This window comes from Kitasatospora sp. NBC_01302 (genome assembly GCF_035976515.1).
Taxonomy (GTDB): Bacteria; Actinomycetota; Actinomycetes; order Streptomycetales; family Streptomycetaceae; genus Kitasatospora.
Window position 1 is genome coordinate 304,298 of record NZ_CP108404.1, and the last position, 13,803, is coordinate 318,100.

16 protein-coding genes are annotated in these 13,803 nt (G+C 71.6%); 11 read left to right on the forward strand and 5 right to left on the reverse strand.

Translation table 11 applies throughout. The features are described 5' to 3' along the window. Positions 1–3: 3 nt before the first annotated feature. A complete protein-coding gene (locus OG294_RS01475) occupies positions 4–738 on the forward strand; it encodes a prephenate dehydratase domain-containing protein (protein ID WP_327064516.1) in 735 nt (244 codons plus the stop codon). Between the two features lie 47 nt (positions 739–785). Here the strand turns inward: OG294_RS01475 and OG294_RS01480 are convergent, their stop codons facing one another. Then, positions 786–1,289, reverse strand: coding sequence for a GNAT family N-acetyltransferase (locus tag OG294_RS01480; protein WP_327064517.1), 504 nt, complete (start codon positions 1,287–1,289; stop codon positions 786–788). A gap of 247 nt (positions 1,290–1,536) precedes the next feature. On the opposite strand from OG294_RS01480, the gene OG294_RS01485 reads away from it, so the two are divergent. From OG294_RS01485 to OG294_RS01510, 6 genes are all read left to right on the forward strand, one after another. Continuing rightward, positions 1,537–2,622 carry a HEAT repeat domain-containing protein gene (locus OG294_RS01485; protein WP_327064518.1) on the forward strand — a complete coding sequence of 362 codons (1,086 nt, stop codon included), beginning with the start codon at positions 1,537–1,539 and terminating at the stop codon, positions 2,620–2,622. A gap of 282 nt (positions 2,623–2,904) precedes the next feature. After that, complete coding sequence (locus tag OG294_RS01490) at positions 2,905–3,780, forward strand: helix-turn-helix transcriptional regulator (RefSeq protein ID WP_327064519.1); 876 nt, start codon at positions 2,905–2,907, stop codon at positions 3,778–3,780. A gap of 167 nt (positions 3,781–3,947) precedes the next feature. Then, positions 3,948–4,799: an oxidoreductase gene (locus OG294_RS01495; protein ID WP_327064520.1), complete on the forward strand. Its 852-nt coding sequence runs from the start codon at positions 3,948–3,950 to the stop codon at positions 4,797–4,799. A 479-nt stretch (positions 4,800–5,278) separates the two neighbouring features. Further along, positions 5,279–6,268: a phospholipase gene (locus OG294_RS01500; RefSeq protein WP_327064521.1), complete on the forward strand. Its 990-nt coding sequence runs from the start codon at positions 5,279–5,281 to the stop codon at positions 6,266–6,268. A 123-nt stretch (positions 6,269–6,391) separates the two neighbouring features. Beyond that, a complete protein-coding gene (locus OG294_RS01505) occupies positions 6,392–6,886 on the forward strand; it encodes a hypothetical protein (RefSeq protein WP_327064522.1) in 495 nt (164 codons plus the stop codon). A gap of 220 nt (positions 6,887–7,106) precedes the next feature. Beyond that, a complete protein-coding gene (locus OG294_RS01510; protein ID WP_327064523.1) occupies positions 7,107–7,925 on the forward strand; it encodes a sensor histidine kinase in 819 nt (272 codons plus the stop codon). 43 nt (positions 7,926–7,968) lie between these two features. Here the strand turns inward: OG294_RS01510 and OG294_RS01515 are convergent, their stop codons facing one another. Next, positions 7,969–8,787 carry an arylamine N-acetyltransferase family protein gene (locus OG294_RS01515; RefSeq protein ID WP_327064524.1) on the reverse strand — a complete coding sequence of 273 codons (819 nt, stop codon included), beginning with the start codon at positions 8,785–8,787 and terminating at the stop codon, positions 7,969–7,971. A 71-nt stretch (positions 8,788–8,858) separates the two neighbouring features. Next, positions 8,859–9,083 (reverse strand): hypothetical protein, encoded by a 225-nt coding sequence (locus tag OG294_RS01520; protein WP_327064525.1) that lies wholly within the window; start codon positions 9,081–9,083, stop codon positions 8,859–8,861. A gap of 332 nt (positions 9,084–9,415) precedes the next feature. Between OG294_RS01520 and OG294_RS01525 the strand changes: the two genes are divergently transcribed. Further along, complete coding sequence (locus OG294_RS01525) at positions 9,416–10,138, forward strand: SDR family oxidoreductase (RefSeq protein ID WP_327064526.1); 723 nt, start codon at positions 9,416–9,418, stop codon at positions 10,136–10,138. A gap of 75 nt (positions 10,139–10,213) precedes the next feature. Here OG294_RS01525 and OG294_RS01530 read toward each other — a convergent pair whose 3' ends face one another. Continuing rightward, on the reverse strand, positions 10,214–10,567 hold the full coding sequence (locus OG294_RS01530; RefSeq protein WP_327064527.1) for a VOC family protein: 354 nt from the start codon (positions 10,565–10,567) through the stop codon (positions 10,214–10,216). 235 nt (positions 10,568–10,802) lie between these two features. Here OG294_RS01530 and OG294_RS01535 point away from each other — a divergent pair, with 235 nt between their 5' ends. The 3 genes from OG294_RS01535 to OG294_RS01545 all read left to right on the forward strand — a co-directional run bounded on the left by OG294_RS01535 (position 10,803) and on the right by OG294_RS01545 (position 12,837). Continuing rightward, positions 10,803–11,228: a nuclear transport factor 2 family protein gene (locus tag OG294_RS01535; RefSeq protein ID WP_327064528.1), complete on the forward strand. Its 426-nt coding sequence runs from the start codon at positions 10,803–10,805 to the stop codon at positions 11,226–11,228. Then, the gene (locus OG294_RS01540; protein ID WP_327064529.1) at positions 11,225–12,076 is read left to right on the forward strand and encodes an NmrA family NAD(P)-binding protein; all 852 of its coding nucleotides are present in this window, start codon (positions 11,225–11,227) and stop codon (positions 12,074–12,076) included. Before OG294_RS01535 ends, OG294_RS01540 begins: the two co-directional genes overlap by 4 nt. A gap of 155 nt (positions 12,077–12,231) precedes the next feature. Continuing rightward, positions 12,232–12,837, forward strand: coding sequence for a TetR/AcrR family transcriptional regulator (locus OG294_RS01545; protein ID WP_327064530.1), 606 nt, complete (start codon positions 12,232–12,234; stop codon positions 12,835–12,837). Positions 12,838–12,983: 146 nt separating this feature from the next. Here OG294_RS01545 and OG294_RS01550 read toward each other — a convergent pair whose 3' ends face one another. Further along, positions 12,984–13,676 (reverse strand): hypothetical protein, encoded by a 693-nt coding sequence (locus OG294_RS01550; RefSeq protein ID WP_327064531.1) that lies wholly within the window; start codon positions 13,674–13,676, stop codon positions 12,984–12,986. Between the last annotated feature and the right edge of the window lie 127 nt (positions 13,677–13,803).

Genomic DNA, 13,803 nt, shown 5'->3' on the forward strand with positions numbered 1-13,803 from the left:
CCCATGGTGACCACCGCAGCTTCCGACCAACTCGCCGCAGAACACCGGGTGCCCGCCGGCCATGGAGCATGGCCGGCGGGCGGGGTCGACCTTCCCGGTGGAGCAGGAGATCTGCTCACCCGGGAGATCATCCGGCACCGCCCTGCCCGACTGGTCGGCACACTCGGCCCCCAGGGCACCAGCAGTGAGGAAGCTGCCGGCTTCCTCTGGGACCGACTCCACGGCGGCGCGCCCAAGTGCGAACCACAGGTGGGGCTGTACGACACGTACGAGCAGGCCGGCAACGCCCTGCGCTCGGGCGAGATCAGCCATGTGGTGATCGCCAACGCCTACGCGAGAATCAACGAGTTCTACATGGACACCCGGATCGCGCTGGCTGCCGCGTTCGTCCTTGAGACTCCCCTGTACGGCATCGCCCGAGATCTCGACCACAAGGTCCCCGCCGTCCCGGTGGTGGCCACCCACCCCGCTCCGGTGCCGCTCGTCGACCAGCTACTCCCCGCCCGGTACACGGGCCGGAAGATCACCCTGACGCCCTCGACCAGCGCGGCCGCCCGAGCTGTCCGCGAGCGGACAGCCGACCTGGCCTTGACCACCGAACCCGCCGCCGACCGATACGGACTGCGGTTTATCTCCCGCACCAGGACCATCCAGATGGTCTGGTCGGTGTTCGTCGCCGAGGACGCCCAGCAGCACCGGGCACACCACACACGACGTGACCCTCCTGGCTCACACTGATCGAGACCGAACCCCAACTCACGCATGAGCGGCCCGGGCTTGCGCGGCTACTCCTCAACCTCGGTGCGGTAGACGCGAAGTCCTCGGCGCTGATAGTTGAGGAGCGCGCCCGGGTGATCGTTGGAGCTGGTGTGCAGCCACACCCTGCGGACGGCCGCAGCCTCCAACGGTTCGGTCGCCCAGGCCTGCCGCAGCGCCAGCGTGAGGGCATGCCCGCCGAGCCCCTGGCCGACGTACTGGGGCAGGAGTCCGAAGGTGCGGATCTCCACGTCCCCACCGGGCTGGGGCTCCAGCGCGACGATCCCGGCTGTCTCGCCCGCCAGCCTGATCAACCAGTACTGGCGGCGCGGGTGGGCCATCGCCAAGTCCTGCCACTCCTGGTCGGAGCGCGTCGAACTGCGCCACCCGTGGGCCGCACCGACCCGGGCCTGCACCGAGCGCGCCAGCGCCGTCAGCCCCTCCTCGCGTCGAACTTCCAACGCAGGCACGACCCGTCCGGGCTTCAGCTCTTCGCGAGCGGTCATCTCGAGATAGGTGACGGTCTTCTCCATCCCGGCACGCTACCGTGAGCCACCGACACCACAGAACTGTGGTGTCCCTCCTGGACTCCCGCGAGCGAGAAGTGATGCACCGTCAGACCCGGGCCAGTGCCTCTTGCCCGGCGACGCTGCGTGGGCGGCGCGGTGGTGACCGGCGGCGGGCAGCAGGTGCCGGCCCGAGGCGGCAGCTGGAGGTCGGGGACCGGCCGGCGTAGGAATTCAGTACCCGGCAGCAAGCCGTTCGGGTAAGAATGCGCGCATGGACAACGCGGTGGGTCTGGCGGGGCGCTTGATGGCTGCGGCGCGACTGGAGCAGACCTCGGAGGAGGACCAGGACGGGCACGCCTACTGGAACCTGGTCCGGGAGGCGGCGGAGGGGGAGAGCGGGGAGACCGCGTTGCGCTGCGGGTTGGGGTTGCTGGCGTCGGCCGAGGTCCTGGAGCGGAAGGTGGGCTGCAATCTGGTGCGCGACGTGGCCGCCACGCATGAGTGCCTGCGTGGCGAGGCGGCAACCGCCCTGATGGCGCTGGCCGAGGTGGAGACCGAGGCCTGCGTGTTGCATGCCCTCGTCATCGGCCTGGGCGCGGCGCAGGACCCGCGCGCCGTTCCCGTCCTGGTAGGGCTTTCCGGCCACGAGGACACCGAGGTGCGACATGGGGTCGCCCTGGTATTCGGCACCCTCAACAGCGGACTGCCCGACGGGCCCGATGTCCGGGCGCTGATCCGGCTCGCCCAGGACCAGGACTCCGAGGTCCGCAACTGGGCGGCCTTCGCCTTGGGGTTCCAACTGGAGCAGGACACGACCGCCATCAGGGACGCGCTGTGGAAGTGCACCACCGATGAGGACGACGAGGTCCGGCAGGAGGGCGCGCGTGGGCTGGCCAGGCGGCACGACCCACGGGCCGTCCCACTGATCGCGCACCTGCTGGACTCCGATGACGGGTCCCAGATCTTCACCCTGGACGCAGCGGAGATCCTGGGCGTTCCCGAGCTCCTGCCGTCTCTGGACGCCTACGAGTTCGACGCGTCCCAGACCGACCGGGCCATCGCGGCCTGCGACCCGGTGCGGCGGGCCCGGTTGGAGGACGACGCCTGGGCGGTCGTCGTGGAGTTGGAGCGGCTGCGCCCCGGGATCGGCGCGGCGCTCAGCTCGCCGCGCTACGACTCGGTGCACAGGATGCGAGTGACCCACCGGGAGACGGTCGACGCAAGCTACGCCGCGGCCGCGCTGCTGGCCCGCGCCGGCGGGGACCCGGTGCGGGCGGCCGAGCTGGTGGTGGCCGACCTCACTGCTTCTCCTCGGAGCGGACCACAGACTGACGGTCTCTCGGAGACTCCCGCCTGACGAGCCGACGTCCGTCGTCCGTTGTGGGCTGCTGGAATTCCACCACAGCCGCGCCGTGCTCGTGAGCCCACTCGGTCAGCACGGCGATCGGCTCCACCAGCGTCCGGCCCACGTCGGTCAGCAAACCTGATGACCTTCGAGGGCTGGCTGCACCACACCGGATGGAGGGGATGACCACCCGCCACGTCCCGTCCGGACGCGGCCTCGCACGACCCGCTGTGTAGTACTGGCAGGGCCAGCCAGGCCCTTGGTGATCGGCGGGGTGACGAGCAGACTGAGGGCATGGGCAACAACGACTTGGGCGACTTCCTGCGGGCCCGCCGTGCTGGACTCACGCCGGACGAGATCGGTCTGCCGGCCGAGTTCGGCGCCGGTCGCCGGGTCGCCGGTCTGCGGCGCGGTGAGGTCGCGCAGCTGGCCGGGGTGAGCACCGAGTACTACACCCGGCTGGAACAGGGCCGCGCCCGGCAGCCGTCCGAGCAGGTGCTGCAGGCCCTCTGCGAGGCGCTGCGGTTCGACGACATCGAGCGGCGGCACCTGTTCGCCCTCGCGGGCATCGCAGCCGGGCACAAGGACCGGGCCGAGCAGGCGTCACGGCTCCGACCGGCGCTGCGACAGGTGTTGGAGTCGATGGATCTGGCTCCCGCCTTCGTCAGCGACCGGGACCTCACTGTCGTCGGCGGGAACACGATGTGGGCGCTGCTGTTTCCCGGTGTGGCCGAGCTGCCGCGCCGGGAACGCAGCATGGCGCGCTGGACGCTGCTGGATCCGCGGGCCCGGCTGGTGTGGTGCGACTGGGAACGCGTCGCCCGCGACTACGTGCACGGGTTGCGGCTGGCCGCCGCCGCCCAGCCGCGCAATCAGCGCATCGCCACCCTGATCGGTGAGCTGATGATGCGTTCACCCGAGTTCCCGGCGTGGTGGTCGGAACACCGCGTCCAGGAACGCAGCACCGGCGTCAAGCGCCTGCGCCACCCCGTCGTCGGTGACCTGGAACTGCAGTACGAGATCTTCACCTCGGTCGCCGACCCGGGCCAATCGCTCGTCGTCTACAGCGCGCCGTCCGGCTCGCCGTCCCAGGAGCGCCTGCGACTGCTGGCCAGTTGGGGCAGCGAACCCGCCGCCGCGACCGCCCGGGGCACCGCCGCCGGGTCCTGACCACCGCCCGACGGGTCCTCACCACCGCCCGAACCGGGCGATCCGGCGCCAGCACCAGCACCAGCACCAGCACCACCCAGACACGGCCCCGCCGTACGCGCGGGGTCGATGCCGCCGTGCCCACGCACGCCTGCGGCCTGACACTCATTCACGAAGGGACACCCGTAGTGAGCAAGACATTCCTGATCACCGGCGTCAGCACCGGCCTCGGACTGGCCATCGCCCGACGAGCCCTGGCGGCCGGGCACCGGGTCGCGGGCACCGTGCGCACCGAGCAGCACGCGGCCGCCTTCCGGGCGCTGGACCCCGACCGCGCCCGTGCCTTCGTCCTCGACCTGACCGACGCCGACCGGATCGACCCCGTGGTGCGGGCCGCCGAAGCGGAACTGGGCCCGATCGACGTGCTCGTGGCCAACGCCGGCTACGGGCTCGAAGGCACCTTCGAGGAGTCATCGATGGCCGACCTGCGCCGCCAGTTCGAGGTCAACGTCTTCGGCACGGTAGCGACCGTGAAGGCGGTCCTGCCCGGCATGCGGGAGCGGCGCGGCGGCCACATCTTCGTCATCACCTCGATGGGTGGGCTCACCACCTTCCCCGGACTGGCGTTCTACGAAGGCAGCAAGCACGCCCTGGAAGGCATCACCGACACCCTCGCCCAGGAGGTCGGCCAGTTCGGCGTGCGGGTCACCGCCGTGGCTCCCGGCGCGTTCAAGACCGACTGGGCAGGCAGGTCACTGGTCCGCGCACCACGCAGCATCGCCGACTACGACGCACTGTTCGACCCGATCCGCACCCGCCGCCAGGCCCTCGCGGGTCAGGGCATCGGTGACCCCGATCGCGCGGGCGACGCCATCCTCGCCCTCCTGGACGTGGAGAAGCCTCCCGTGCACATCCTGCTCGGCTCGGACGCGCTACGCCTGGTCGCCGCCGGGCGCCAGCGCGTCCAGGACGACTTCGACGCCTGGGAGGACCTCAGCCGCTCCACCGACTCGACCGAAGGCGGAGTAACCGTCGCCTGACACTGGGCGATTCACCAGGACAGCGGCCGGCAACGGCGCTGTCGCCACCGACCGCCCGGAGACAGCGGCAGCGACAGCGCCACGTCCGACCCATGATGGCAGCCGGCCCCGACACGGGGAAGCGAATCCGTTTCGGACACGAATTGACCGTTTCCAGACAGAACATCAGATCTTTCTGGCGCACTCGCCCTCCCCAACTCCACGCTTGAGCCATCGCGGCTTGGCAAAGCAACAGATGATTCCCAGCAAAGTCCAGGTCAATAACGCGTGGCCGCAGGGAACATCGAAGCTCTGCTCACGGATCCGCCGCGCCGACAGCTGGGCGAGCCGCCGTGGGCATTCGATCGGAACCCGGCGGCACGCTCGCGCCCGGGTGCGATCCGGCCGAGCAGCCTGACAGATTCCGCCGCGGATCCGACGGCTCGCCGCCGGCCACGGCGTCGACCCCGCCCTCTGAAGCTCCTAAGGAGTACCTGATCTTGACTTCTCACCTCAGGCGTCGTGTCGGCGCGCGCATGGTGCCAGCCCTGATGGCGGCGCTGTGCGCGATCACCGGCGTCACCGCACTCGGCGCGACGCCGGCGGCGGCCGCCGACCAGCGGCAGGCGATCTACGCCATCGCGCACCGGGCCGACACCGTGGACGGCGTGGACGCAGCGCTCAAACACGGCGCGAACGGAATCGAGATCGATGTCTGCGCCTGGTGGAACCCCAATGAATGGCGTGCCTACCACGACTGTTCCTCGGCGGGTGACAATCGCTTGGGGCCGAGCTTCGACAGCATGATCGACCGCATTGTGTCGAACGCCAACGCGGGTCGCCGGCTGTCGCTGGTCTGGCTGGACATCAAGGACCCGAACTACTGCGGGGAACAGCCGAACCGCGGCTGCAGCGTCGCCGGACTGCACGACAAGGCGCAGCGGCTGACGGCCGCCGGGATCCAGGTCCTCTACGGCTTCTACGAATACCACGGCGGCAGCACCCCGGACGTGGGCGGCCGGGGCTGGCAGAGCCTGGAAGGCAAGCTCGGCCGCCTGGAGGGCATGACGACGACCGGGACCCGCGACCAGGTCCGCGGCGCGTTCGACCGGTCCGGTGCCGGGATCCCGGTCGGTCACCGGGCGATGGACTACGGCGACACCAACATCACCAAAGGCTTCGGCAACTGCACGGAGGCCACCTACAACACGTGCGCGGAGCTGAAGAAGGGCGCCGCCGACCGTGCGGCCGGGCAGCTCGCGGCCACCCTGTCCTGGACGGCCACCTACAACGACCCGTGGTACGTCGACAAGCTGCTGGGCGATGCACGGGTGGACGGCATCATCGCGGGCTACGGCGACTTCACCGGGGTGCGCGAGTACGACGACAGCTGGCAGTGCGCCAATGCCATCAAGCTCGTCCGCGACTGGGTCGACCACCACGGCGGCACCCACCGGATGGCCACCAGCGGCGACCGCATGTTCAGGTGACGGTAAATCGCTGTCGCTCTTGATCATCAACTGGCACAATCCCCTTCGCACGGCCGAACGTCGGCCGGGCCCACGCCAGCTGCGTGACCAGACAAACGGGGGATCAAGATGACGATCGCAGGAGTGACGAAGACCGCAGCGCCGAGCCGTGCGGGCGGGCTGCGCCCGAAGGTGGCCGGGCTGGGCCTGGCGGCTCTGCTGCTCGGCGCCGCGGGCATGGTGGCGGCGGTGACCACCTTCGCGCAGAGCGACGCGGCAGCGGCGCCGTCGGGCTGGAACAACACCGGCGCCGCTGTGCAGCCCGCTGGTTGGAACAACACCGGCGCTGCGGTCCAGCCCGCTGGTTGGAACAACACCGGCGCTGGCGTCCAGCCCGCTGGTTGGAACAACACCGGCGCCAGCGTCCAGCCCACCGTCTGGAACAACACCGGCTCCGGCATCCAGCAGACCGTCTGGAACAACACCGGCTCCGCCGCACAGCCCGCCGGATGGAACAACACCGGCGCCGGCGTCCAGCCCACCGACTGGAACAGCTCCACCTCGGACATCGTTCCGGCCGAGTGGAGCTCCACCGGTTCCGCTGTGCAGCCCGCGGAGTGGAACGGCATGGGCGCCTGACGCCTGTGCCCGCTCGCGGCTGCGGTGCCCGCCCGGGCCGCAGCCGCGCCTCTGGGCCACGCTGAACAGCCGCCGCCCGGAGTCGGAGATGCCGCCGGCCGCGAGTGGCCGGCCCTCGCGTCCACCCTCGACAGCGTGCCCACTCCCCCTGCGCCGCCCACCACGCCGGAGTTCTTACACACCTTTGTCACCGCTCTGCCAGCGGCCTGACCGGTGCCCGGTGCAGCGCCTGGCCCGCGCCGCCGAACACATCACCACCACCCGCGATCTGACCCCGTCCCTGCCCGCCGCCGGACGCGACGAGGTCGGCCGCCTCACCCGCGCCTTCGAGTCGATGGTCGGCGCGCTGCGCCACTCGCGTGAGCAGCAGCAGCGCCTGGTCCAGGACGCCAGTCACGAGCTGCACACCCCGCTGACCTCGGTGCGCGGCTGCGCCGAACTCCTCCAGCGCGCCCGCGGCCGGCTCGCCCCCGAGGACGAGGAGCAGATCCTCGCCACGCTGGTCACCGAGACCGTCGCACTCGACGAACTCGTGCGCGAGCTGGTCGAGCTGGCCACCGACCAGCAGACCGCGGAGGACCCGGAGCCGGGTGACCTGCCGCCCGCCGCCGAGGACAGTGCCCGGCGCTTCCGCCGCCGCACCGGGCGCGAGATCAGCGTCCGCGCCGAAGAGCCCGTGGCGGTGCTGGCCCGCCCGCGTGCATTGCAGCGCTGCGTGGACAACCTGGTGGGCAACGCGGTGAGGTTCAGCCCCGACGGCGCGCCGGTGGAGGTCCACATCACCGGCACCCGGCTGGCCGTGCGCGACCACGGGCCGGGCATCGCCCCCGGTGACCGGCAGGCCGTCTTCGAGCGCTTCTACCGCGCCGCCGCCACCCAGTCCACCCCGGGCTCGGGGCTCGGCCTGGCCATCGTCCACGACCTCGTCGCCGCCGACCACGGCACCGTCTTCGCCACCGCCGCCCCCAGCGGCGGCGCCGAGGTCGGCTTCCGGCTGCCGCCCGCCCCGGACGGCAGCCGGTCCGGCGAGCTGTCCTGAGGGTTCCCGTGCGAGGAGGGCCGGCCGCTGCCCCGCGCCGGCGTCACTGCGGCAGGACGACGCCCTCGGGCAGGGTTATCGCGAACTCCTCGGCGAGCACACGGAGCACCTCCTCGCCGTCCGCGAGGTCGCGCTGCAGCACCGTGCCGTCGGCGCGGGTGTCGGTGAACCGCCGGCCCGTCAGGAACAGGTGGCGGCCGGGGAGGGTGCGCTGGACGTAGAGGGTCTTGCGGAACGGGGACCGCGGGCCGGTGGCGATGTGCCAGTTGAACATCTCGTAGTCCGCCGTCTCGTACGGCTCCAGGGTGAAGGCGTACTGGTCGCACCAGACGTCCTCCTGACGGGACTGCAGGACCCAGTACTCCAGCGGCTCCCGTCCCTGCCCCCGTTCGCGCAGCAGGCGGTGCCGCCGCTCCCCGCCGAACTCGCTCCCCGCGACCAGCGGAACCGCCTCCAGCAGCCCGCCGTCGCTGCCGAATCCGACGTCCGCGAGGTAGGGACCCGGCAGACCAGGGTCGTCGACGAGCAGCAGCATGTGCGCCCTGGGCCTGGTCTCCCCCGGCCGCACGCCCCTGCGCACCCGTGCGGCCAGCCGGGTCACGCCGAAGCCCAGCGCCTCCAGGACGGCCGCGAAGAGCGTGTTCTGTTCGTAGCAGTACCCGCCCCGGCCGCCGTGCACCAGCTTGCGCTGGATGTCGTCGAGCGCCAGCGAGGGCACCGTGCCGAGGACCGGGTCCAGGTTCTCGAAGGGGATGCCGCGGACGTGGGCCAGGTTGAGCGAGCGCAGCGCGGCAGCGGAGGGCTGCGGCGCCGGGCCGTTCCAGCCGATCCGGGCGAAGTAGGCATCAAGGTCAAGGGTCACGAGGACGACGGTATGCGCCCGCGCCCTGGTGACACATCGACCGGGAGTCGTAGCCGGCCCCGACGGGTTCCCTACGTCGGTCGTCCCGTTCCCGCAGGCCCTGCCGGAGCCTCGGTCCGCTCGCTGCTCGCGTCGGCGCCGCTGTCGGCGTCGGCACCGGCGCCGGTGTCGGCCCCCTCGCGGTCGGCCCGGCCCTCGGCCAGCAGTTGTTCGTCACCGGTCACCATGCCGGCGTACTCCTTGATCACGCCCTTGACCATCTCACCGGTCTGTTCGATCAGCCCACGGGTGTCCATCTCAGCCTCCAGTCGGTTCCGGGTGGTCGTGGTAGTGGTGTGTCTCGTGCGCTGTACCGCACCTCCTGCCCCTGATCGGCCGAACGATTCCCGCGAACGGTGGACCGGCTGCCGGCGGCAACCGCGCGACCGGACCTCGCAGTTCGTCCGGGTCGATCCAGGCACGCGACCGCTCCCTCTGTCCCACCCACTGATCAACGAGCCGTCGGGCCATGAGTCGCGCCGAACCCGGCGCGGAGGGTGTCGGCCACCCGAATGTCCGGCGGCGCCGCCGCACGGGTGGTGAACTGGAGAACGGCACACCGTCCGCACCTGTCTGAAGAGGGATCGCCTTGTCCAAGCCCCTGATCGTCATCACCGGCGCCAGCTCCGGCATCGGCGCGGCCACCGCCCGCCTCCTGTCCGCCCAGGGGCACCCGCTGCTCCTGCTCGCGCGGCGGCTGCAGAAGCTGGAGGAGCTCAGCCTGCCCGAGACCCTGTGCCGCGGGGTCGACGTCACCGACCGGGACGCGCTGCAGGCCGCGGTACGCGAGGCCGAGGAGCGGTTCGGACCGGCCGACGCGATCGTCAACAACGCCGGGGTCATGCTCCTGGGACGCATCGCCGACCAGGACGCCGACGAGTGGGAGCGCATGATCGACCTGAACATCAAGGGCGTGCTCTACGGCATCCGCGCCGTCCTGCCCGGCATGGTCGCCCGCGGCACCGGCACGATCATCAACGTCAGCTCCGTCGCCGGCCGCAAGACCTACCCGAACCACAGCGCCTACGTGGGCACCAAGTTCGCCGTCCACGCCTTGTCCGAGAACCTGCGCGAGGAGGTCGCCTCCTCGGGTGTGCGGGTGGTGACCATCGCCCCCGGCGCCGTGGAGACCGAGTTGCTCTCCCACACCACCGACGAGCGGATCAAGAGCGACTACGAGGCGTGGAAGAAGTCCGCCGGCGGCGCCCTGGACCCGCAGACGGTCGCCGAGGCCATCGTCTACGCCTACCAGCAGCCGCCGAACGTCACCATCCGCGAAATCGTGCTCGCCGCCACCGGCCAGCAGGCCTGACCGGTCACCACCACCGGCGTCCCGTGGGGGCCGGCCCGGGCTCGGGCCGGCCCCCACGCCTGCGTGAGAGCGCCGTCACGCGGGCTGCCACAGCTCGATCCGGTTGCCCGCGGGATCGGTGACCCAGCCGAATCGACCGACGCCCGCCATCTCCTGCGTCCCCTCGGCCACCTCCGCTCCCTTGGCGCGCAGTTGCGCGAGCATCGCGTCCAGGTCGCGGACCCGGAAGTTGAGCATGGTCTGCTGGGTGCGGGACCCGAAGTAGTCGGTCTCGGACCCGAAGGTCGCGAACACCGTCGGCCCCGCTCCCTGGCTCCACAGGCCGTTCTCGTCGGCCTCCAGGCCCAGGCATTCGCGATACCAGGCGCCCAGGGCCTCCGGGTCGGCAGCCCTCATGAAGTACCCACCGATTCCAAGCACACGTTCCATGCCGCCATCCTGCCAGCACGGCGATCGAACGGTCCGGCGGCGAGCCTTCCCCCTGGACCCGGCCTTGTTAAGCGGACCGGCAGTCCGTATGCTCCATGCCATGCGGACCGCCGGTCCGTTTTCACGTCTCCCGCGGATGCGCCGCCCCGACGGGCCGCAACCGCCGACACCCCGAGACTTCGACACTTCGAGACTTCGAGACTTCGAGACTTCGAAGCGAATGGAAGCCCTGACCATGACGCCCCCCATGACCCCCGCAGAGCTGTATCGCCACGGCCTGCACCTGCTGCTTCAGAAGGACATCTCCGCCTGGGTGGACCTGTGGGACGACGACGGCGTCCTCGAATTCCCCTTCGCACCCGAAGGCTGGCCCCCTCGCCTCGAAGGCAAGGCCGCGGTCGCCGCCTACATGCGCCACTACCCCGACCACATCGACCTGCACGACTTCCCCGACGTGACGATCCACCAGACCACCACCCCCGCGACCATCGTGGTGGAGATGCGCGGGGTCGGCCGCCTGGTGGAGACCGGCAGCCCCTTCGACCTGACCTACATCGCCGTCGTCACGGTCAAGGACGGTCTCATCACCTCCTACCGCGACTACTGGAACCCCCTCGCCGTCTCCCGGCCCGGCGCCGACTTCACCGGAGCACACCGATGACGACCCCGACCAGCAGCACCCTGGTCACCGGGGCCACCGGCACCACCGGTCGCCGCGTCACCGCCGGCCTGGTCGGCAAGGGCCGGCGCGCCAAGGCCGCCGGCCGGTCCGCCACCCCGCTGGCAGGCGCGCAGGCCGTCCGCTTCGACTGGAACGAGCCCGCGACCTGGGACGCGGCCCTGGACGGCGTCGACCGTGCCTACCTCGTCCCGCCCGTCGGCTCCTCCGAGCCGGCCACGGTCATGCTGCCCTTCCTCCGCAGGGCCCGCGCGGCAGGGCTGCGCCGCGCCGTGCTGCTCAGCTCCTCGGCGATCCCCGCGGGTGGTCCGGCGGTGGGCCGGGTCCACGCGCACCTGCCCGACCTGTTCGAGGAGTGGGCGGTGCTGCGGCCCTCCTGGTTCATGCAGAACTTCGCCGGCTCCAGCCCGCACGCACGCAGCATCCGCGAGAACGGCGCCATCCTCACGGCCGCGGGACACGGGCGCGTCGGGTTCGTCGACGCCGAGGACATCGCCGCTGTCGCGGTCCACGCCCTGCTCGACGACCGGGCGCCCAACACCGACCTGGTCCTCACCGGGCCGCAGACCCTGAGCTACGACGAGGTCGCCGCGATCATCACCGAGGCCACCGGCCGGCTCGTCGAACACCGCCACCTGACCTTCGAGCGACTGTGCGATCGCTGGGCGGCCGAGATCCCGCTGGAGTTCGCCACCATGCTGGCCGGCATGGACCGCGCCATCGCCGCCGGCGCCGAGGACCGCACCTCGGACACCGTCGAGCGCCTCACCGGCCGCCCCGCGGGCACCTTCCGCGCCTTCGTCGAACGGGAGCTGTCGCAGGGCAGCTGATGCGCCACGGCCGTCCGGCGCCGGCGGTCGCCGTTCGGCCCGCACCGCACCGCATCGCATCGCCGCCGGGGAAGCCGGGCGCGAGCCGCCGCCCGCGCGAGGCAGCCGCATATCATTCCCCGGGGCCGGGACAGGCCGAAGACCGAGGAGGACCTGTGACCCAGCGCCCCGAGCGCGCGGATGCCCTGCGCAACCGCGAAGTCGTCCTGGCTGCCGCCGACGCCCTGTTCGCCGCCAGCAGCAGCCCCCTCAGCGTGTCGATGGACGACATCGCGACGGCCGCGGGCGTGGGCAAGGGCACCCTCTTCCGCCGGTTCGGCGACCGCGCCGGCCTGGTCGGTGCCGTGATCGCCGCCCGTCTCGAACCCGTGCAGCAGGCCGTGCAGGAGGCGCAGGACGCTGCCGGGTCCTCGCCGCGGCAGCGGGTGCTGGACCTCCTCGACGCCTCGCTGCGCTTCAAGATCGAGAACCGGAACCTGATGGCGGCCGCCGAGGACGCCGGACTCAGCAGCCCCTACCAGGCCGAGCACTACGGCTGGTGGCACGCCGTGCTGCGGGCGGCACTGGATCAGGTGCCCGGGGTCCACGACGCGGCGTTCACCGCCCACGCGCTGCTGGCCACCATCCGCGCCGACCTGGTGGCCCACCTGCTCGACGACCAGGGGATGACACCCGACGGCCTGCGCTCCTCGCTCATGGCCCACGTCGACACCGTCCTCGGCCCCCGTTCCGCCGCGCCCGGCACGCACCAGGAGGCATGAGCGGCCGCTCCCCCGAGCGACGGCGCCGGCCGGCCGGTCCACGAGGGCTGACCCGGGCCCCGGCGCGGCCGGGCACCGAGGTGGCGGGAGCAGCCGGCGGCCGGGGTGACCGGCCGACGGGACCGCACGGTGGGCCCGGCGCAGGGTCAGGCGGCGTCCGTGGGTGGGGCGGTGAAGGTCTCGGCGGGGCCGAAGTCGCTGTAGGTCGCCTTGATGACCCTCATGGCGCCGTCGACGACCATGGCTTCCTCGACGTAGCGGGTGCGGCCCTGGGCGTCGATCCACTGGTCCAGGTCGAAGCCCGTGACGCCGCTGGACTTCGTGGCCCGGTAGAACTCCGGGGTCACGCCGGCGACCTGCTCGATGCCCAGGTGGCCGGCGAGGTGGTAGACCGGGACGCCGTCCCGGCTCTCCATGCCCTTGCGGGTGGCGTTCCCCTGGGCGAGCAGCAGCGGGGCGTAGCCCGTGAAGTCGAGCTCCCAGGCGTCGTTGGACTTCGGGATCTTCTTCCACCGGCCGCTGGCGTCGTAGCCGCGCATGTACTCGGAGGTGGCGGTGGTGATGAACTCCATGGTGCTGCCGTCGGGGTCCTTCTGCTCCCGGTGGCCGGTCTGCAGGGTGTTGACGTTCTGCCGCGCGGTGAGAACCATCGCGTCGGGCCCGCCGGTCACCTTCACCGACACCGCATACGGTTCCTTGCTCGCGTTCGCCACGGCCTGGGCCGGGTCGAAGGAGCCCGGTGCGGCGGCCGGTGCGGAGTGGCCGGCGCTGTCGCACCCCGTGAGCACGGCGAGGGTGGTGGCGGTCGCGGCAGCGACCCGGACGAGACTACGGCGCACGGTGGAGCGGCTCCCTACGGGATGACGGTCGGTCAGGCGGAGCCTGCCACGAAGATCATCCCCGGCACATCGGATTTCCGCCGTCGGGGCCGACCGGCGCCGCCTGCCCGACGGACGAGGAGAAGTG

Bases quoted from the DNA above. Each gene is read 5' to 3' on its own strand.
- OG294_RS01475 (WP_327064516.1), top strand. From the start codon at position 4: ATGGTGACCACCGCAGCTTCCGACCAACTCGCCGCAGAACACCGGGTG.
- OG294_RS01480 (WP_327064517.1), bottom strand. From the start codon at position 1,289: ATGGAGAAGACCGTCACCTATCTCGAGATGACCGCTCGCGAAGAGCTG.
- OG294_RS01485 (WP_327064518.1), top strand. From the start codon at position 1,537: ATGGACAACGCGGTGGGTCTGGCGGGGCGCTTGATGGCTGCGGCGCGA.
- OG294_RS01490 (WP_327064519.1), top strand. From the start codon at position 2,905: ATGGGCAACAACGACTTGGGCGACTTCCTGCGGGCCCGCCGTGCTGGA.
- OG294_RS01520 (WP_327064525.1), bottom strand. From the start codon at position 9,083: ATGGACACCCGTGGGCTGATCGAACAGACCGGTGAGATGGTCAAGGGC.
- OG294_RS01530 (WP_327064527.1), bottom strand. From the start codon at position 10,567: ATGGAACGTGTGCTTGGAATCGGTGGGTACTTCATGAGGGCTGCCGAC.
- OG294_RS01535 (WP_327064528.1), top strand. From the start codon at position 10,803: ATGACGCCCCCCATGACCCCCGCAGAGCTGTATCGCCACGGCCTGCAC.
- OG294_RS01540 (WP_327064529.1), top strand. From the start codon at position 11,225: ATGACGACCCCGACCAGCAGCACCCTGGTCACCGGGGCCACCGGCACC.